Source organism: Pontibacter coccineus, assembly GCF_030546575.1.
Lineage (GTDB): Bacteria > Bacteroidota > Bacteroidia > Cytophagales > Hymenobacteraceae > Pontibacter > Pontibacter coccineus.
Window position 1 is genome coordinate 21,010 of sequence record NZ_JAUOTN010000004.1, and the last position, 19,110, is coordinate 40,119.

A 19,110-nucleotide genomic window follows, 5' to 3' on the forward strand; every position below is an offset into this window, starting at 1 on the left:
TTTAAGACATCTTAGAAATTTAAAAGTAAAAAGATATGCATCACGAGGAAGAAAGAAGACATCATGAGCGGCACGGACGCCCAGGCCGTCCGCACTCAAGCCACGAAAGGGAGCAGCAGAACTTTCGTAGCCGTTGGGAAGAACCCACGCCTTTTATGCACGATCGGGAGAGAAGGCACCACGAAGAAGAAATGCGCATGCGGCACGAGCAGGAGCGGCACGAATACCGACAGCGGCAAAGCGAGCACCGGCAACATGAGAACATAAACCGGCACCTGCACGGTTTTTCAGATGACCACCACACGCCTTACAGAAGAGATGAGCACCGTAACTGGCGTGATGGCGGCCAGCACAATGAGGCTGAAAATCAACATGCCCGTGACAGGTGGCAGCAGCAGGAGCAGCTTCCCCCCCTACGCGAGCAGCGCCACCGGCAGCAGAGCCGACGCGAAGAAGACTGGGATGAGCGCGGCTGGTAAAGGTGCTGCGCCATTTAGAAACGCTTCCTGAACCCGGCACCGAACGACACCAGTTCTGGTATGCCGGGGACCAGGTTAAGCGACAAGTCATATTGCCCTTTTAGGTGATAATTATACTCGAACTCACCGCCGTACCAGTAAAACTTGTACTGCCAGTCACCGCTGCGATTAAAGTAGCCATCGTCTTCGTAGCCTTGCAGTCTGTTCCAATCGCGGCGGTAGACCAGGGTGGGGCCGAACCCACCGTTGAGTGAGTGCCGCCCTGTCCTGAAAATCTGCCCGCGCCAACCCAGGTGCGTGAAGCCTGCCAGCGATGAGGCGCAGTCGGAGTACAGCCCCTGCTCTACCCGCACACTTATGACGTCGCGCACCACAAAGCGTTCGTAGCCTACTATACCTCCAAAATTGAGCACAGCTATACCTTTCCGGTCGAGCCTGTTTTTGAACAGCTCCGGGTAAGACGTTTGGCGCAGGTGCATCGACAAGCCGAAGAATTTTACGGTAAAGGCGTTTTTATAAGCAGGAGGCGACTGCGCCCACCCCGAAGGTATAAGCTGACAGCACAAAAACAGAAGAAGTACAAAACGTATAAAATGCTGCATACAACCTGATTATACAGGATAAAGCGCATTTTGTTAGCAGTTCGCTCTACCTTTGCATCCAGTTATGACCGCTTCCCTAGACATTTTACTTGAGCAGGTACGCGCCTGCCGCCTCTGTGCCGAACACCTGCCGCATGGCCCCCGGCCTGTGCTGCGGGCGGCTCCCACTGCACGTCTGCTGATCGTGGGGCAGGCGCCCGGCACCCGGGTGCACGCCAGCGGCATCCCCTGGGACGACCAGAGCGGCAAGCGCCTCCGGCAGTGGATGGGTATAGCCCCCGAGGTGTTTTATGACGAGCAACAGGTGGCCATCATCCCGATGGGCTTCTGCTACCCCGGCAAGGGCAAAAGCGGCGACCTGCCGCCCCGCCCCGAGTGCGCCCGCCACTGGCACCAGCAACTTTTGCCGCTGCTCCCCAACATTCAGCTCACTTTGCTGGTAGGCAAATATGCGCAGGACTACTTTCTGGGTGAGAGAGCCAGACCTTCCTTAACCGAAACCGTAACTAATTGGGTCGATTATCTGCCTGCGTACATGCCCCTGCCCCATCCTTCGCCGCGCAACCAGTTCTGGCTGCGACGCAACCCCTGGTTTGAGCAGGAGGCTATACCTGTGCTGCAGCAGCTCGTGGCGCAGGCCCTCGGCTAATTTTTACTTGGAATATTCCCTTTAACTTCTATCTTCGTTCATCGGTACAAAACCCTCCTTATGATCAACTACCCAAGCAGCAAACTACCTGATGTCGGCACCAGTATTTTCGCTGTGATGTCGGCGCTGGCCAACGAGCACGGTGCCATTAACCTGTCGCAGGGCTTTCCGGATTTTAACTGCCCCGAGGAGCTGATCGCGCTGGTGACCAGGTATATGCAGGAAGGCTACAACCAGTACGCCCCCATGCCCGGCATGCCGGCTTTGCGCCACAAGATCAGCGAGAAGACGGAGAAGGTATACGGCTACCGTCCGGACCCGGACCAGGAAGTAACGGTCACGTCCGGCGCCACGGAGGCGCTGTTTGCCGCCATCACGGCGGTGGTAAAGCCCGGCGACGAAGTAGTGGTGCTGGAGCCCTGCTACGACAGCTACGCACCTGCCATCCGCCTGGCAGGCGGCATCCCCATTTACGTGCCCCTGGCTATACCTGATTTCAGCATCGACTGGGACTTGTTGAAAAAGAACATCTCAAGCCGCACCCGCCTGATCATCATCAACACGCCACACAACCCAACCGGCGCCGTGATTCCGCGCAAAGACCTGGAGAAGTTGGCCAACCTGACAGACGGCACTGATATCCTGATATTGAGCGACGAGGTATACGAGCACATGGTCTTTGACGGAAAGGAGCACGTGAGCGCCCTGCAGGTGGAGTCGCTGCGGCAGCGGGCCTTTGTGATCTCGTCTTTCGGGAAAACCTACCACACCACCGGCTGGAAGATTGGCTATGTGGTAGCGCCACCTGCGCTCACGGCAGAGCTGCGCAAAATGCACCAGTTCATCACCTTCAGCACTGTCACGCCTCTGCAGCTGGCCATTGCCGACTACATGGACAACGAGGAGCACTACCGCTCCCTCCCCGACTTTTACCAGGCCAAGCGCGACCTGTTCTGTGAGCTGGTGAAGCCGTCACGGTTCGAGCTCATACCTTCGGCAGGCACCTATTTCCAGTTGCTGAAGTACGATGCCATCTCTCAAGAGCATGACCTGGACTTTGCCAAGCGCCTGACCCAAGAAATCGGCGTGGCCTCTGTCCCAGTTTCGGCCTTCTACCACAACAAAACCGACCACCGCTACCTGCGCTTCTGCTTTGCCAAAAGTGAGGAGACGCTGAGGCAAGCGGCGGATCGGTTGGTGAAGCTTTGATTGGGTAAATTGTTGATAGTCGATGGTTGATGGTTTTAAATCTATTTCTGTAAAAACCAACTTCACCAAAGTGTACGAAGCCACTCTCTGCTGTTGGGACGAACGGGCCTCGATCAAGAGCATTCAGCTAATGGAGGTAGGCAGACATAGGTACAAGCCTCTTACAACGCTACCACTGGCAGGTATAGCAATAGTAACTTGCCCCTTGAGCTATGAAACAAATCACTTTAGCCATGTGCACAAAACGACACTCCACTGTTCGAGCGTTCAGCGAGTTTGGAGGGTCTTGACTTTTTTGCCTACTTTTTGTGTCAAGACAAAAAGTAGGTCCCGGCCGGACAGGCCAAGCTATAGAACAATACAAGTTAAGCGAAGCAACAGTAGAAGATTCGAAGCAAGAGCTTATCTAACTTTTACCCAAGATTCTTTCAGAATGACAAAAGGGTTAGCTTGGGATAAAATGTCAGTACAACCGTAAAACGTTATTCCTTATACCTATCACCTTATGCAAGACCTCCGCATCACCATCATCCAAACCGCGCTGCACTGGCAGGACGCCCCCGCTAATCGAAACATGTTCTCAGAAAAGCTTGCAACAGTAGCACCTGCTACTGACCTGATCGTGCTGCCTGAGATGTTCACGACCGGTTTTAGCATGGACGCGGCCGGATTGGCAGAAGATGCGGAAGGTCCCACCCTGCAGTGGATGCAGGAGGAAGCGGCCAGGTATAGCGCCGTGCTGACCGGTAGCGTGATGGTGAAAGAAGGGGACAACTATTACAACAGACTCTACTGGGTGCGCCCCGACGGCTCGTACGAGCATTACGACAAGCGTCACTTGTTCCGGATGGCCAAGGAGCACCATAGCTATACCCCGGGCAAAGAAAAGCTGCTGATAGAATTGAAGGGCTGGAACATCTGCCCGCTGGTGTGCTACGATTTGCGTTTCCCGGTTTGGAGCCGCAACACGAATAGCCAATATGATCTGCTGCTATACGTCGCCAACTGGCCGAAGCCCCGGGCGAATGCCTGGAGCACGCTCCTGCAGGCCCGCGCCATCGAAAACCTGAGCTATGTAGTGGGCGTGAACCGGGTCGGAACCGACGGCAACGGGCACCCCTATTCCGGCGACTCGGCCATCATCCACCCCAAGGGACATAAGCTGCTCGAGACAACCGAGGCGGAAGGTATACACACCATCACTTTGAGTAAACAGGAATTGACAGATTTTCGGGAGGCTTTCCCGGCGCACCTCGATGCCGATGATTTTACGCTAAATTGATCCTGTCAGGAACTGGCGCAGCGCCTCTTCGTCAGCCAGTAAGGTATAGGCTATACCTGGCCGGGCCTGCAACATGCGCAGCAAACGCGACTGCTGACCAATAAGCAGCATGCGCCGCTGCGCGTGCGGCAAAAGCAATTCATCGAGCAGCGGCATCAATCGGCTCAGGTCTCCTGCACCACTCTTCACACACACCACCGTCTCCGGATTTTCCTGCAGCAGGCGCACGGCGTACTGCTGCAAGGTGGCATCAGAGTTTGCATCCACGTCAAAGACAGGTATAGCCGGAACGTGCTCCCGCACCATTTTGAGGATGGGCTTGTCGAAAGCGGTTTCCTCCGAGAGGTCTACGAACAGAAAGGCTTGCATCAGTGTACGACCAGTCTGCGGGTTTCGTGGCGGCCGTCGCGGGAAGTGGCGCGCAGCAGGTATACGCCCGCCTTCAGATGGTCCACACGCAAGGCATGGCGGCGGTTGAAGCTTTCGACTCCATCGTATACCTTGCGCCCGATCATATCGTGTAGCACCAGCGACACGGCCTCACCGGCCTGTACCAGCACAGGCTCATGCTTACCTGCCACGGGGTTCGGGTATACCTTGAGCTCCAGTGCGCCTGTTTTGTCATTCGGGTTGCCGTAGTTGCCGCCTGTTTGCTGCAACATGTATAGGCCGCCTCCCTGCGTGCCGATGGCCAGGTAGATCTTATAGGGTCCTCCCAGCTCAGCCACCGCCAAGCCAAGTCCGCGCCCAAAACGAGTGGTTTGCGCCTTTCCTGTCAGTTCGTTTTCCAGTACCTCAGTTGTTTCGGTGAAGTCGCCATCCAGCTTGTCCAGAAAATCAGGGTAAATGCGCAGGGCGCCGCTGTCGTCTGTGGTGAGCAGGTCGAGCTTGGCGTTACCCTCTATGTCCACTACCACTGGCGCCAGGTTGCGGCGGAAGAAGTCAAACTTAATACCGCCGATGCTTTGCTTCTCCAACACGAATTCATTTCCGGAAGAGCGGTAGTAGTCCAGCGTGCCACCGGCTTTGCCAACCAGCATGTCCACGCGCTGCCCATCTACCCGAAACAGGTGGGGCGTATCGCCATTGGCCAGGGTATGGAGGTGAAACAACCGCGCCGTGTTGAAGGCAGCAGGCTGGCCGGCTTTCGCATTATTTACATAGTAGCCCATGTGCGTGGTGCCTGCCGCGCCATGGTCGGTGCCGGACTGCGCCTTGTAAGTCAGGACAAGATCCAAGACGCCATCCTGATTAATGTCAAAGAAAGACGGTTTCAGCGAAAGCATGTTCTGGCTAGACAGGGCCAGGTAATCGTCAGTAACGAACGTGAAAGCAGGCTCGGCCAGGGTGCCGGTGTTGCGGTATAGGCTCAGTGTTGCCACAAAGCGGCCGTTGCGGTTTGCCCGTCCGTTGCCGACCAGCAGATCGAGCAGGCCGTCGCCGTCAATGTCGGCAAAGGCTGGGTAGGCATTTTCACCCAGATCGATCATCTGCACCTGTAGAAAGTTATCCTGCGTAAAGTTGAAGTTGGGCTGGCTGGCAGTGCCTTTGTTCTGGTAGAGCCATGACGAGCGCTGCAGCTCCAGGTCACCTGCGTTCTCGTTACTGTTTGGTGCCACGAGCAGATCAGGTATACCATCAAACGTCACGTCCTCGTAATAAGCCGCCGGGAAACGCTTGAAACTGGCAGCCCGGCTACCTGCCGGGAAAGCCGTCTCGAAGCTTTCCATCCGGGCCTGCGTTTTGGTGCCCACGTTATCCATCTTCACCAGGCTTTCGCACTCCACACTACCCATCAGCAGGTCTTTGTCGCCGTCGCCGTTTAAGTCGATGGCCAGCAGCGCGGAGCCGTCGTGGCCCGAGTGCAGGGGACCCGCCATCCGGCACTGGATGCCGAAGCCAAAATTGTTGCAGCCATGGCACTCTGTGATTTGCCCCCACCAGTCGGAGCCGAGCGCAAATTCCAGCGTACCACAGGGCTTGCCTTCCTCTGCCTGCATATTCTGATAATACTCCAAGGTATAGCCACCCGAAAACTCAGAGAGCAGGATATCCAAATCGCCGTCGCCGTCCATGTCCACAATGGCAGGTATGTCGCCTATGTTCATCTGCATATTGATGCTGTTCATGCCGTTGCGACTCCGGTAAAAGAGGGCGTCTTCTGTCAGTGCAAAGGTGGGGTATTTGTTGCTGCTCGCCTCCTGCTGGTATACCCGTATACCAAGCGGCGTGCTGGTGAAGATATCTTTCAGGCCATCGCAGTTGTAGTCGCGCAGCAGCACCCAGTTCTCCAGTTCGGCCGGAAAAAGGACCTCGTACTCAGGCGCGTACTGGTAACGCCACTGGCCTCCTTCCTGCACGGCCAGGTAGGTATAGACCTTGCGCAGCATGCGGTCGAAGATGAAAAGGTCGCCGCGGCCGTCTTTGTTCAGGTCGATGGTGGAGAACTGCGGGGTGTTGAGTCCGCCGCCCCAGGGGTTGCGCAGTTCAGTTCCGCCAACCGTTACAGGCACATCCGTCCGTTGCTGGAACTGCAAAGGCTCCTGCGCAGACACATCAATAAGTAACAGAAAAAGGAGGAAGGTCAACAGGTAGCGCATAGACAGTTTGTTAGGCAATCGGGCTGTTGCTTTTGCCGTTTTGGATGTATATTGCCATGGCGGCAGCCTGCTATACCTTACCACGGGCAGCTGCGCCAATTTTCAGACTAAAAATACGCATTTCATGCCGAACAGCATCGACTTTCTTTACCAAAAATACCTGGAGTGCCGCCACGTCAGCACCGACTCCCGCGCCCCGCAGGACCAGAGCCTGTTCTTTGCCCTGAACGGACCAAACTTCAAGGGAGCCAAGTTTGCGCAGGGCGCCCTGGACAAGGGTGCCAAATACGCCGTAGTGGACGATCCTGCCCTGGCTGCTGATAATGTGTTGGTGGTAGAAGACACGCTGCAGGCGCTGCAGGACCTGGCCCGCCATCACCGCAGGCAGCTCAGTATACCTGTGATCGGCATTACGGGCAGCAATGGCAAAACCACGACCAAAGAGTTGATCTATGCGGTGCTGAGCCAGCAGTTCAACACGCTCTATACCCAAGGCAACCTCAACAACCACATCGGGGTGCCGCTCACGTTGCTGCGCCTCAAGCCGGAGCACGAAATGGCGATCATCGAGATGGGCGCCAACCACATCGGGGAGATTGCTTTGCTTAGCAGCATCGCGATGCCTACGCACGGCATGATCACCAACATCGGCAAGGCGCACCTCGAGGGCTTTGGCAGCTTGGAGGGCGTGGCCCGCGGCAAGAGCGAACTGTATGTGCACTTGCTGGAGCATGGCGGTACCGTGTTCGTGAACACCGGCAACGAGCACCTGCTACGCATGAGCCGTCGCATCGAAAGCAAAATGACCTACCCGGCCCAAGGCGATTTCTACCACAGCGAGTTGCTGGAGGCCTCGCCTTACGTGGTCTACAAAGACGAAGAAGGCCACGTAGTGAACACTCAACTGGTCGGTAGCTACAACTACGAGAACATGGCCGCTGCGGCCTGCATTGGCAAGTACTTCGGTGTACCGCTGGAGAAAGCCAACGCCGCCATCGCCAACTACAGCCCGGTAAACAACCGCTCGCAGGTGATGCAGAAAGGCTCCAACACCCTCATCCTCGACGCCTACAACGCCAACCCAACTTCCATGGCGGCGGCCATCCGCAATTTTGGTGGCATGAACGCCCCGCGCAAGGTGGTCATCGTGGGTGATATGCTGGAAATGGGCTCTGAAAGCGCCGCGGAACACAAAGCCATCGGTGAGATCATCGCGGAGCAAAACTTCGACACCGTACTGCTTTGCGGGCCGGAGATGAAACACGCTGCTGAAACGGACAACCGCTTCCATTACTTCGCTACCAAGGCTGAGCTGCAAAGTTGGCTGGAGGCCAATCCGGTTTCAGAAAGCTATGTGCTGGTGAAGGGCTCACGGGGTATGGGACTAGAGACGCTGGTGGAGGTGTTGTAGCAGATTTGAAAATTTAGAGATGTGAAGATGATGTGGAATGCGCTGATGTGCTTCGCTCCAATATTTGAATGATCTGTATACCTCAAAATGACCAAGGCCCGCGACTGACTGCAGTCGCGGGCCTTGGTCATTTTGAGGTTTGGGGCGTCGTTAATCTAAGTTTCAGACGATTGATCTCTATTTAAATTCTTTTGTCCTCTGTCTAAAATTCCTTTGTCCAGGCACTCAAAACGGCGAATCAAAATCCTTTAGCAGCGGCAGCACTTCGTCCTTCGGCGATACCAGGGGCTCGGCTATACCCCAGTCTATACCCAGGGCCGGGTCGTTCCAGAGGATACCGCCCTCTGAGGGGTGATGGTAGAGATTGGTGCATTTGTAGAGAAAACTCGTGTTGTCCTCCAGTGCTATAAATCCGTGCGCAAAGCCTTCCGGAATGTAAAGCATGTTGTGCTGCTCGGCATCGAGTATGCAGCTGGCGTGCTGTCCGTAGGTTGGGGAGTTTTTGCGGAGGTCGAGCGCCACATCCAGCGCACGGCCCGAAGCAACCCGCACCAGCTTGCCCTGCGCATAAGGCGGCTTCTGGAAATGCAGGCCGCGCAGCACACCTTGCTTCGATACCGACTCGTTGTCCTGCACAAAAACCGGGTTGATACCGAAGGGGGCAAACATGCTGGCATTGTAGGTTTCCATGAACCAGCCGCGCTCGTCGCGGAACACCCGCGGTATAAATTCGATCAGGCCTTCAATGTGATAGGTCTTATGCTCCATGGCTGGTTTAGTGGAAGTACTGTGGCTTTTTTAGAAGGGCTGCAAGTTAGGCTTTTTCCCCTTTCTTCTGAAATTTTTCAGCTAACTTGCACCCGTCCTGCCTGCTCTTGCAACGCTATCCCTGCCACCAGCTAACCAGGGCCGTGACTAATTACGTACAAGGATGCACGCCGAAAAAAGGCTGACAAACCGCTACGCTTAACATCTGACAATGGGTAAACAAAAATACTTCGAAACCGCCAAGCCGCAGGAAACTGCCGTGCTGGTAGCGGTGCCTGCCTACAAGCAAACCGACGAACAAACCAACGAATACCTCGACGAACTGGCTTTCCTGACCGAAACAGCCGGCGCCGTCACCTTGAAACGCTTCATACAGAAACTCGACAAGCCCGACACCCGCACCTTTGTGGGCAGCGGCAAACTGGACGAGATCAAGGCTTACGTGACGGAGCATAAAGTTGACATGGTGATCTTCGACGATGACCTGAGCCCTTCGCAGGTGCGCAACATTGAGCGCGAACTGCAGGTGAAGATCGTGGATAGAAGCTTACTGATCCTCGACATCTTCGCACTCCGGGCCAAGACGGCACAGGCACACACGCAGGTAGAATTGGCGCAATACCAATACCTGCTGCCCCGCCTGACCAACCTCTGGACGCACCTTTCCAAGCAGAAGGGTGGTATCGGTATGAAGGGTCCGGGTGAAACCGAGATCGAGACCGACCGTCGTATCGTGCGCGACAAAATCTCATTGCTGCGCGACCGACTGGAGAAGTTCGAAAAGCAGAACTTTGAGCAGCGCAAGTCGCGTGCCGGCATGGTGCGTGTGGCACTGGTCGGGTATACCAACGTGGGCAAGTCCACGCTCATGAACCTGCTCTCCAAGTCCGACGTGTTTGCCGAAAACAAACTATTCGCGACTGTAGACGCCACGGTGCGCAAGGTAGTGTTTGACAACATTCCGTTTCTGCTCTCCGACACGGTAGGGTTCATCCGCAAGCTGCCTACCAAGTTGATCGAGGCCTTTAAGTCCACGCTCGACGAGATCCGTGAAGCCGACCTGCTGGTGCACGTGGTAGACGTGTCGCACCCTTCGTTTGAGGACCAGATAGCGGTGGTAAACAACACCCTGCTCGACATCAACTCCGCTGACAAACCTGTGTTACTGGTGTTCAACAAGATAGACCAATACCTGGAGCAACGGGAACAGGAACTAAAAGAAGAAGGCGGAAATGATGAAGAGGGCCACCAAGTGCGCCCTTCCATCGAAGACCTTAAAGCCACTTACATGGCCAAGGTACACGCCCCAGCCCTGTTTATTTCAGCAACCAACCGCATCAACATCGACGAGCTGCGTGCCGAACTGCAGCGCCGTGTAGCGGAAATCCACTACGAGCGGTATCCGAACAACGTGTAGGTTATACCTGGAAACATTGGAAAAGGGAACAGTCTGGTAAAGGCTGTTCCTTTTTTGTGATAGCAGCAACGGCCAGCCCTCGCAGTGTCTATCAGACCTGCGGGCATCTTGGCTGCTACGCAGGAGTGGTTGTCTGAATCTTTATATAAGGCCCCTACCCCAAATTTAAAGATTTTCAGGATTCTCGAGCACGATTAACATCCCCCTGCCCCCTTCAAAGGGGGACTTTCTGCTATTGCCACTCAACATGTATAAGCGTTGTAGCAAAAGACCACTGGTAGGTATAGACCACGGGCAGGTATAGCAAGACTAACTTGCCCCGGAAGCTATGCAACAGATCCCTCAAGCCAGGTGCACTTTTCGGCGCTCCACTGTTCGAGCGTTCAGCGAGTTTGGGGAATCTTGACTTTTTTGCCTACTTTTTGTGTCAAGACAAAAAGTAAGTGCCCGCCGCACAGGCGAAGCTATGAAACCAATTAGTTTAAGGTGTAGCTAGTCAGTAGCTACGGCAGGTATAGGTATAGCCATACCGCCAGTTATACCTATACATGGGCCAGAGGCCCCATCATAGCCGTCACGAGCGCGGATGCTCGCCCCATTAGCGCTGGTGCATCCAACTAACCCACTCCCCTCCCCCGTCACAACTATTTTCTCCTGCTTTCAGTAAACACCATGTATAGCAGACGCACTATGTACCAGGTGTGCTGTTATGCCTTTCTGAAAGAGAATCACCTTATGAAAACCTTATATATCATGCGTCATGCCAAGTCCAGCTGGAAGTTCGAGGAGCTGAGCGACCATGACCGACCTCTTAACAAACGCGGCCGTACGGATGCCCCGCTCATGGGGCAGGAACTGGTGGCCAACAATGCCAAAATCCAGCTCATCCTGTCAAGCCCTGCGGTGCGGGCAATCACTACAGCCACGCTGGTGGCCCGCGAACTCGACTACGATGCCGATGACATTGCAATAGATGACCGTATTTATGGCGCCAGCGCGGCAGAACTGCTGGAGATAGTCCGCGAGGCACCCGCTAACGTGGACAGCATGATGATGGTGGGCCACAATGATGCCATCTCGGAGTTTGCCAACATGCTGTCGCCCAAGCATCTCTCCAGCATGCCTACAGCCGGGGTAATCGCGCTTCGGTTCGACTGCGAAAGCTGGTACGACATCAACCGCAGCAATGCCGGGCTTTTGTTTTACGAAGTGCCCAATAATAGCAAATAACACAGCACAGCGGCGTGGCCACTACAACCCTACACCTGGTCGCCCTGCCTATACCTTTACACCATTGCCCCGCACCGGGCAACAAACCAAACCATGGAAACTAATACCGAAGATAAAAAACCAACCATCACGCCGCTGATCAACCGTGAGCTTAGCTGGCTTGCCTTTAACTACCGCGTTCTGCAGGAGGCGAAAGACCGCACTGTGCCGCTACTGGAACGCATCAAGTTCATGGCCATCTTCTCGTCGAACCTCGACGAGTACTTCAAAGTGCGCGTGGCCACACTCAAGCGCCTCATCAAACTCAAAAAGAAGACCCGCGACAAGCTGTCCGAAGACCCGGCCGATACTTTTGAGCAGGTGATGCAGGAGGTGAAACGCCAGCAGGAAGAGTTCGGCGAAGTTTTCAGGGGAGGCATCCTGGCTGATCTTCGCCAGCAGAACATCCACCTGCTTACCGAAAACGATCTGAACAAAGGGCAGCAGAAGTGGGTGCAGACATACTTTGCCGAGCACATACAGCCCCACATCCTGCCGCTTTTGCTGGACGACACCGAGACGCACTTTTTCCTGAAAGACCAGACCGTATACCTGGGCGTGCAACTCTTCGACCCAAAAGAGAAAGACCTGAAGCCGGAGCGCTTCTCCATGCTCGAGATACCCACCAAGAAGCACGGCGGGCGCTTTGTAAAACTGCCTACGGTGGATGAGCAGCGCTACGTGATGTTCCTCGACGATGTGATCCGCTGCTGCCTGCCTGCCCTATACCCGAATTATAGCCGCTTCGAGGCGCATGCCGTGAAAGTGTCGCGCGACGCTGAGCTGGATATAGAAGAGGAGGTATCAGGAAGTCTCATGGCGAAGATCCAGAAAAGTCTGAAGAAACGCGAAACCGGCTATCCGGCCCGCCTACTCTATGACCCCGTTACGCCCAGACCCATGCTGGAGGCCATCATGGCGCATACCGGCATATCGGAAGATGAACTGGTGGAGGGCAGCAAGTACCACAACTTCCGCGACTTCTTCGGCTTCCCCGACTTTGACCTGCCGGACCTGAAGTACTCGCCGCAGCCTACTTTGGTGCACCCGCTTTTAGAGAAGGAAGGGAGCCTGATTGAGGCCATGAAAAAGCAGGACTACCTGGTGCACTACCCTTATCAGTCCTTCGATTACGTGCTGCGCCTTTTTGAGGAGGCCGCCAACGACCCTAAGGTGACTGCCATGAGCGCCACCCTCTACCGCGTAGCCGAGGACTCGGCCATTGCCAAATCGCTGGTGAAGGCGGCTAAGAGCGGTAAACTGGTAACCGTGGTGGTGGAGCTCAAAGCCCGTTTTGACGAGGAATCGAACATCTTTTGGGCTGGCAAACTGCAGAAAGCCGGCGCCAACGTCATCCTGGGCCTTCCTGACCTCAAAGTGCACACCAAGCTGGGCCTGATCACCCGCAACGAAGAAGGCCAGTTGGTAAATTACGCCTACCTGAGCACGGGCAACTACAACGAAGACACTTCCAAAATTTACGCCGACCATGCCCTGTTCACCTCCAACCAAACCATCACGCAGGACGTGGAGCAGGTATTTAACTTCTTCATCGATCGCCAGCTCGACAAGAAATTCAAGAAGTTGCTGATGGCCCCGATCAACATGCGCGACCGTTTTGTGGACCTGATCAACCGGGAAATAAAAAATGCCAGCAAAGGCAAGCCTGCGTCCATGATCCTCAAGATGAACGCCCTGCAGGACGAGCGCATGATCAAGAAGCTGTACGCCGCCAGCCAGGCCGGTGTGAAGATCGAGCTGCTGGTGCGTGGCATCTGCTGCCTGGTGCCGGGCGTAGAGGGGCTCAGCGAAAACATCCGGGTACGCAGCATCGTGGATCGCTACCTGGAGCATGCGCGGGTATACATCTTCCACAACGACGGCAAGGAAGAGTACTTCGTGGCCTCCGCCGACTGGATGACGCGCAACCTGAGCCGACGCGTAGAAGTGGCTTTCCCGATCCTGCAGAAAGACCTGGTGGAGCAGTTGCGCACAATCATTGACCTGCAGCTCGCCGACGACACCAAAGCCCGCGACATCGACAACAGCTATGTGGAGCAGGTAAGCCCCACCCACATCCGGTCGCAGTACGCCACGTACGAGTATTTGCGCAAGCTCATACCCGAAGGAATGGAACCGACCCGGAAATCGAAGTAACTGTACCTGATATAAAAGCAAAGCCCGACTCGCTATACCTGCAAGTCGGGCGTTGTTGTTTCTATGTCTTCGTCTCTTAGCGGTTCTGGGCACGCTCGAGCAGCTTGCGGGGTGGCACCGCGTAAAGCTCTATCCCTATGTAGCCCGCTCCTTTCAGCGTGTTTTTGATCAGCTCGTCGCGTGAGCCTACATCATCGAAAGCACGGTGGCGGTAATACTGCCGGAACCCGCCTTCCACGGCAAACCACAGAAAATCGTATATCTCCTGCTCCAGTCGCAACAGGCCTTTGATGTCGGTGCGCCGCAGCTCGATGTCGTTGAACTGCGAGAGCGGCGGTTCGCTGGCGTAGAGGTTGTAGCTGGCTCCTTCGATGCGGTAGCCGGTATAGAGGAGCGTTTTTTCAGACACGTTGTAGCGCACCCGCAGGTTAGCCGGGAAGATGGACTCCACACCCCAGCGGTCGTTGAAGGTGCGGTTGTAGATGATGCCCGGGTAGAGGCGCTGCCGCCCGAAGGTATAGCCCAGCTGGAAACCGACGCCCCAGGCAAAGTCAGGGCTGCGCTTCCAGCCATAGCCCACGTCTACCGTGGTTTTCAGGTAATCCGATACGTTGACATTGTCGCGGGTATAGTCACCGTTGAGCTCACCCTTTGCGCGCACCAATATAAAACGCACCTCGTCAAACGAATGCAGGAAAGCCAGTTGCAGGCCCAGACTCTTCAGGTTTTTGTCTTCCAGGTTGCGGTACAGGCTGTAAGAGGCAGGCGATACGCTCTCAAAGTTGAATTCCTCAAACTTGTGGTCTATCCCCAGAATCAGCTTGGTATTGGGCTTGTTCATGACAGGCGCCAGTGCCCGTACAAAGAACTTGTTGTGCCGCCGTACCCGCGCCCGTCCGTTGCCTATCTCCGGGTTGTCCGACTCCGATTCGATGTCGAACTGCGGGAGGCGCTCATAGCCGATCACAATGCCCCGGCTTTTGCCCATGCCCCTTACGCCGGGGCTGGCGTATTCTTTGGTTTGTTTTTGCACATCGGACAGGTCCTGTTCGGTTTCCTGGGCCAGTGCGTGTTCTCCTATCAGGAGCAAAGGTAAAAGGAGTAGTTTAGGTAGGGTTAATTTCATAGTTCGTGGCTAATTACATGGCGGTAAATGCAAAAAGTGCCATAACTGAGGCACTTTTTGCTATACGTCATAAGATTTTTTTAGAATAAAAAGCCGAAGCTTAATGTCCACAGCCGTTCCACATCGCCTTTGGCGTAAGTCAGCACGATGACGTTCTTCTGCATGATGTCGGCCCACACACCACCGCCTATACCTGTATGCAGGCTTCGGAAAAAGGCAGCATCGCGTTCGCCGTCCTGGTACACGCGGCCCACATCATACAAGCCCAGCACCCCGAGCCTGCCCGGCGTCAGGTATAGGTTAAAGTCCAGGAGCGACAGGCGGGCTTCGGCGTTGGCATAGATTGCGCTGCGGCCGGCAAAGCGGGTGCGACGGTAGCCGCGCATATTGTCCATGCCGCCCAGGGTGTTGGCCTGGTAGAAGCGGAAGTCGCCGAAGTTATGCGCTGCCCCCAGACGACCCGCCCAGGTGAGCTGAAACGGAAAATTCGGGGTCAGGTAGAAGGCAAACTCAGAGCTTATGTTGGTGTAGCTTAATTTTTCCCCATCAGTCTGCTTGTTGTAGCTCATGCGGTTGTGCAGGCGCATGCCGATGCGCGGGTTCTTCTGGTTGCCCTCTCCCAGCACATCCATATCGGCAAATGCCATCACGCCCACATAGTGCTGCGATTCGAAACGGCCCTGCTCCACGTCGTAGGTGCCCGGCTCCATCCGACCGCTTAGCGCCTCGTTCACTAGGTAGGTGTCGTGCTCGGAGTTCACCACCCGGAAGCGATCGTAAGTAGGACCTATACCTACTTTGAAGAAAGGGGCCAGGTTGTTGTTGAGCGTTGCGCCCACGTTCACGCGCTTAAACCGAACGCGGTAAAAGGAGTCGTCCTCGCTGTCCTGCTGGCGGGTGTCGTTGCCGTAGCCGTAGAAGTTGCGCTGGTACTGCGGTCCCTGTATGGCTGCATTCACACCGATGTTCCAGTTGCCGAACACCTGCCGCACATCGCCGGTATAGCGCACATTAAATGAGTTTGTGTAAAAGGCGTAATTGCCCTCCAGCAGGTGCTCCGAAGCATAAGGCGACTTGCGGAACTTGTGCGTGCGGGCCAGTATACCTGCTCCTATAAACAAGCCATCGTCCACGTTGTACTCCAGCGACAGCCGAGGCCCCAGGTATGGCAGCTTGTAATTGTCCCGGTCATAGAAATTCACATCCGGACTGATGCTGGTACGGACTTTTGTCTCAGGCCCGAAGCTGAACACATTGCCTTCTTCTGTATCATACACGATCGTGTGCCGTTTAATGCCGGCCACACGCGAGTTGTCGGTGATCACATCCTCGTCGTTGCCCCCGATAATACGCACCACGATCCCATCGTTCACATCTCCCTTCACTTCAAATATGTCTTTGCCGCGTTGCCCGTACAGGCGCAGCTCGTTGGTTTCAGGGGTATAGAAGGTGCGCTTGTAAAGTGTGTCGCGCAGCTCACCTTCTTTGTTGATCTTGTATACCGTCAGATGAGTTTCTTCATCATTCAATCGGTTTACCACAAAGTGCTCGTGCTTATCGCTGCCGGCCACATCCACCATCTTGGCGAGGTGCTCGTAGTAGGCTTCGGCCGCTTGCGGCAGCTTGTCGCGGCGTGAGCGCAGTTTGGCTTTGATATCCTCGCCCGAGATAGCCCGCACCTCTTCCGGCCACTGGTTGATGGCCTCCTCGATCACCTGATCCGTTACGCCGGCCTGTATCTCTTTGGCAATGCGGATCCAGTCCTGCCGGGTGATGGCCGAGGTGAAGGTGCGGTCGATGGTCAGCGCGCTCAGGTTGAGCCCCACAATGTCGTCGAAGTCGTGGCCGAAGTTCTGGACGTTGCGCACGCCCCACTTCCGGGTGGCCAGCCAGGGTATAATTCCGTCGGCTTTGAAGAACACCTGGTCGCGGTCCTCGGGCACCGGAATGTATACCTTGCCGCTGTCGGTCTTCTCCTCTTTCCAGCGCCACTGCCCCTCATGGCGGTCCCAGTCGCCCACCAGCATATCGAACAGGCGGGCGCGCACAAACTCTTGCTGGTTCACTTGGTTGTCGTTGTCCTGCCGCAGTTCCTTCAGCACCTTGTCGGTGCCCACCAGGTTCTCGGCAAAGCCTAGGCTCTTTACATCCTCGTGGTTCTCGTCGGCATCCTCTTCCAGAAAAGCCAGTGTGTTGCTGAACTCATCCATGTACTGGCGCAGGTAAGGCGTCTGCGGGATGAACACGAGTTTCGGGTTAGTATGGAATACGCCGGCGCCATCTGCCAGCCTAGGTATAGCCAGCGCGCCGTAGGGGTGCTGGGCCGAGATCTGGTCCTGCAGCAAGGCTTTGGCAGCGGTCTGGCGCAGGTACTCCGGCAGTGCCATGGTCGGATCTTTGTCGACGGTGCGCAGGGTGTACTCACGGGCGTCGGGGTTACGTACTTTCAGCGAAGCCGTTTGCTTGCCACCCCCTTTCTGGTAGGGCGTGAGCCCGCCCAGCTCGTTGCGCATGTCCAGCAGTGGCACCTCCACCGGCGTGGCCCACTCGCGGCGGTAGTGGTCGCCCAGCATGGTGCGGCGCAGCCCCCTGGCAGTATAGCTATCGTTGGCAGCCACTACTATGGTGCTGTCGGCATAGTTGGTTTCGTCCACAATCGTGGACCGCTTGCGGCGCGGCTCTTTGGCGTAGAGCGGCGTCCGGAAGGTCATGGTGCCCTCTGAACCGTCGCCTTCCGGCTTCCAGTATTCCACCCAGGCTTCCCCGTTCTCATAATACATCAACTTGGCAAAGCCCTTCACCTGGTGGGTATACATGGCATTACCGCCACCCTTCACGTGCTGTATCTTACAGCCTGATCCGCTGACAATGTGGGCCAGCTTGTTATGCTTGAAATGCTGCAGCGAGTGTTCGTGCCCGGCAGCGTACACGATGTTATCATACTTATCAAAGATGTTGAGTAGCCCCTCGATGTAAGCGTTGTAGCGCGGGTGCGGAATGTCCTGCAGGATGCCACCGTACTTGCGGGCAAACGGGTAAATGGACCCGATGACGGGCAACGGCAGGTAGATCCAGTCGCGTAGCATGGTGAGCGGGAAAACGTGGTCTTTCAGCGTGAAGAATCCGCCATGGTTACCGCGCGTGAACAAAGGATGGTGCGCTACCACCACGATGTTGGAGCCCTGGTGCTTTTCTATAATGTCTTCCAGCTTCACCAGGAAGTCGGCCTCTGTGGATGCCCAGCAGTTGCTGCCCGCTCCGTAAGGGCGCTCCCAGGGGTGCAGCCACCATTCAGAGTCCAGAGCAATCAGCACAAGGTCATCGCTGATCTTCACTTCATAAGGACCCGGGCAGCCATCGCCCGGCACATAGAAGTCACCGCCTACCACAATGCCCTCTTCGGTGAGGTACTCGTTCACATAGTTCTGCTGGCGCACCACAAACTCGAGCCCGCCGCGGCCGCTGTGGTTCCAGTCGTGGTTGCCCGGAATCATGTATTTTTCGCCCTGGTAGCCCCGCAGCACATCGAGCTGGGCGTTGAGGCGCTGCTCCGACACTTCCCGGTCGTAGCGCCCGGGCTCGGGCAGACCGTTGTGGTACACGTTGTCACCCAGAAAGATGGTCGTGCTTTGTGCGCCGGCTTCGCTCATCTGCTTTTTCATGAGCTTAAGCGAAGGCTCCTGCTGCTTCAGGTCAGGCGCGCCCACATCGCCGATGAGGAAAACGGTGTAGTTTAGCTTGTTGCCAGCTTTGGGCTCGGTTTGCTGCCAGTTGAGCACATCGCGGCTGTAGTAAGGTTTTTGGGTAGCACAGGCTTGCAAGAGCACTAAGAAAAGGCCTACAGCCAGGGGGCGCAGGATAAGGGGTATAAGGTGAAGACGGTTTTTCATAAAATTCGGTGTGTACGGGGTGTCCTGTCTAGCAAAAGCAAGTGTGCCGGCCACAGCACATCGTCTGGCGATAAGGTTGCTGCCGTAAAAGCGATGGTTGGGTTTGGTAGTGCATGGTTGGTAGCAGCGCCTGAATTAGCATTGGGGCTACGGCAGGGCTGAGATAAGTAACGTAGGGCAGCTGCATTAAGTTTTTGCTTTACTATATAGGGCATAGTGTGCGTTGTGGCCGGCCCTTTCAACAAAAAGCG

At 55.6% G+C, this 19,110-nt stretch carries 14 protein-coding genes; 8 read left to right on the forward strand and 6 right to left on the reverse strand.

Annotated features, from left to right (window positions below; genetic code table 11):
- Positions 1-35: 35 nt before the first annotated feature.
- Positions 36-479 carry an acyltransferase gene (locus Q4E40_RS10005; protein ID WP_303411891.1) on the forward strand — a complete coding sequence of 148 codons (444 nt, stop codon included), beginning with the start codon at positions 36-38 and terminating at the stop codon, positions 477-479.
- A 14-nt stretch (positions 480-493) separates the two neighbouring features.
- On the opposite strand, the gene Q4E40_RS10010 is transcribed toward Q4E40_RS10005, so the two are convergent.
- Positions 494-1,081, reverse strand: a complete 588-nt coding sequence (locus Q4E40_RS10010; RefSeq protein ID WP_303411893.1) for a hypothetical protein — start codon at positions 1,079-1,081, stop codon at positions 494-496.
- A gap of 64 nt (positions 1,082-1,145) precedes the next feature.
- Between Q4E40_RS10010 and Q4E40_RS10015 the strand changes: the two genes are divergently transcribed.
- From Q4E40_RS10015 to Q4E40_RS10025, 3 genes are all read left to right on the forward strand, one after another.
- Positions 1,146-1,730: a uracil-DNA glycosylase family protein gene (locus tag Q4E40_RS10015; protein WP_303411894.1), complete on the forward strand. Its 585-nt coding sequence runs from the start codon at positions 1,146-1,148 to the stop codon at positions 1,728-1,730.
- A gap of 60 nt (positions 1,731-1,790) precedes the next feature.
- Positions 1,791-2,939, forward strand: a complete 1,149-nt coding sequence (locus Q4E40_RS10020) for a pyridoxal phosphate-dependent aminotransferase (RefSeq protein ID WP_303411896.1) — start codon at positions 1,791-1,793, stop codon at positions 2,937-2,939.
- Between the two features lie 505 nt (positions 2,940-3,444).
- Positions 3,445-4,221, forward strand: a complete 777-nt coding sequence (locus Q4E40_RS10025) for an amidohydrolase (RefSeq protein ID WP_303411899.1) — start codon at positions 3,445-3,447, stop codon at positions 4,219-4,221.
- On the opposite strand, the gene Q4E40_RS10030 is transcribed toward Q4E40_RS10025, so the two are convergent.
- Both Q4E40_RS10030 and Q4E40_RS10035 read right to left on the reverse strand, forming a co-directional pair.
- Entirely contained in the window at positions 4,213-4,590 is a 378-nt protein-coding gene (locus tag Q4E40_RS10030) for a hypothetical protein (RefSeq protein WP_303411900.1), read from the reverse strand. The two genes, Q4E40_RS10025 and Q4E40_RS10030, sit on opposite strands and share 9 nt — an antisense overlap.
- Positions 4,590-6,821 (reverse strand): T9SS type A sorting domain-containing protein, encoded by a 2,232-nt coding sequence (locus tag Q4E40_RS10035; protein WP_303411902.1) that lies wholly within the window; start codon positions 6,819-6,821, stop codon positions 4,590-4,592. The genes Q4E40_RS10030 and Q4E40_RS10035 overlap by 1 nt, the downstream gene beginning before the upstream one ends.
- Positions 6,822-6,945: 124 nt before the next feature.
- Between Q4E40_RS10035 and Q4E40_RS10040 the strand changes: the two genes are divergently transcribed.
- Positions 6,946-8,232 carry a UDP-N-acetylmuramoyl-tripeptide--D-alanyl-D-alanine ligase gene (locus tag Q4E40_RS10040; protein ID WP_303411904.1) on the forward strand — a complete coding sequence of 429 codons (1,287 nt, stop codon included), beginning with the start codon at positions 6,946-6,948 and terminating at the stop codon, positions 8,230-8,232.
- Between the two features lie 225 nt (positions 8,233-8,457).
- Here the strand turns inward: Q4E40_RS10040 and rfbC are convergent, their stop codons facing one another.
- Positions 8,458-9,000 (reverse strand): dTDP-4-dehydrorhamnose 3,5-epimerase, encoded by a 543-nt coding sequence (gene rfbC, locus Q4E40_RS10045; RefSeq protein WP_303411905.1) that lies wholly within the window; start codon positions 8,998-9,000, stop codon positions 8,458-8,460.
- Positions 9,001-9,211: 211 nt separating this feature from the next.
- On the opposite strand from rfbC, the gene hflX reads away from it, so the two are divergent.
- From hflX to ppk1, 3 genes are all read left to right on the forward strand, one after another.
- Complete coding sequence (gene hflX, locus Q4E40_RS10050) at positions 9,212-10,417, forward strand: GTPase HflX (protein ID WP_303411906.1); 1,206 nt, start codon at positions 9,212-9,214, stop codon at positions 10,415-10,417.
- Positions 10,418-11,152: 735 nt separating this feature from the next.
- The gene (locus Q4E40_RS10055) at positions 11,153-11,647 is read left to right on the forward strand and encodes a SixA phosphatase family protein (RefSeq protein WP_303411907.1); all 495 of its coding nucleotides are present in this window, start codon (positions 11,153-11,155) and stop codon (positions 11,645-11,647) included.
- A gap of 93 nt (positions 11,648-11,740) precedes the next feature.
- Positions 11,741-13,843: a polyphosphate kinase 1 gene (gene ppk1, locus Q4E40_RS10060; RefSeq protein WP_303411908.1), complete on the forward strand. Its 2,103-nt coding sequence runs from the start codon at positions 11,741-11,743 to the stop codon at positions 13,841-13,843.
- 76 nt (positions 13,844-13,919) lie between these two features.
- On the opposite strand, the gene Q4E40_RS10065 is transcribed toward ppk1, so the two are convergent.
- Both Q4E40_RS10065 and Q4E40_RS10070 read right to left on the reverse strand, forming a co-directional pair.
- A complete protein-coding gene (locus Q4E40_RS10065) occupies positions 13,920-14,969 on the reverse strand; it encodes a DUF6268 family outer membrane beta-barrel protein (protein ID WP_303411909.1) in 1,050 nt (349 codons plus the stop codon).
- An 80-nt stretch (positions 14,970-15,049) separates the two neighbouring features.
- Positions 15,050-18,859, reverse strand: coding sequence for a metallophosphoesterase (locus Q4E40_RS10070; protein ID WP_303411911.1), 3,810 nt, complete (start codon positions 18,857-18,859; stop codon positions 15,050-15,052).
- Positions 18,860-19,110: the final 251 nt, after the last annotated feature.

Excerpts from the sequence above, each read along its gene's own strand:
- hflX (WP_303411906.1), top strand. The coding sequence starts at position 9,212 with ATGGGTAAACAAAAATACTTCGAAACCGCCAAGCCGCAGGAAACTGCC.
- Q4E40_RS10005 (WP_303411891.1), top strand. The coding sequence starts at position 36 with ATGCATCACGAGGAAGAAAGAAGACATCATGAGCGGCACGGACGCCCA.
- Q4E40_RS10025 (WP_303411899.1), top strand. The coding sequence starts at position 3,445 with ATGCAAGACCTCCGCATCACCATCATCCAAACCGCGCTGCACTGGCAG.
- rfbC (WP_303411905.1), bottom strand. The coding sequence starts at position 9,000 with ATGGAGCATAAGACCTATCACATTGAAGGCCTGATCGAATTTATACCG.
- Q4E40_RS10010 (WP_303411893.1), bottom strand. The coding sequence starts at position 1,081 with ATGCAGCATTTTATACGTTTTGTACTTCTTCTGTTTTTGTGCTGTCAG.
- Q4E40_RS10020 (WP_303411896.1), top strand. The coding sequence starts at position 1,791 with ATGATCAACTACCCAAGCAGCAAACTACCTGATGTCGGCACCAGTATT.
- Q4E40_RS10040 (WP_303411904.1), top strand. The coding sequence starts at position 6,946 with ATGCCGAACAGCATCGACTTTCTTTACCAAAAATACCTGGAGTGCCGC.
- ppk1 (WP_303411908.1), top strand. The coding sequence starts at position 11,741 with ATGGAAACTAATACCGAAGATAAAAAACCAACCATCACGCCGCTGATC.
- Q4E40_RS10035 (WP_303411902.1), bottom strand. The coding sequence starts at position 6,821 with ATGCGCTACCTGTTGACCTTCCTCCTTTTTCTGTTACTTATTGATGTG.
- Q4E40_RS10070 (WP_303411911.1), bottom strand. The coding sequence starts at position 18,859 with ATGAAAAACCGTCTTCACCTTATACCCCTTATCCTGCGCCCCCTGGCT.
- Q4E40_RS10015 (WP_303411894.1), top strand. The coding sequence starts at position 1,146 with ATGACCGCTTCCCTAGACATTTTACTTGAGCAGGTACGCGCCTGCCGC.
- Q4E40_RS10030 (WP_303411900.1), bottom strand. The coding sequence starts at position 4,590 with ATGCAAGCCTTTCTGTTCGTAGACCTCTCGGAGGAAACCGCTTTCGAC.
- Q4E40_RS10065 (WP_303411909.1), bottom strand. The coding sequence starts at position 14,969 with ATGAAATTAACCCTACCTAAACTACTCCTTTTACCTTTGCTCCTGATA.
- Q4E40_RS10055 (WP_303411907.1), top strand. The coding sequence starts at position 11,153 with ATGAAAACCTTATATATCATGCGTCATGCCAAGTCCAGCTGGAAGTTC.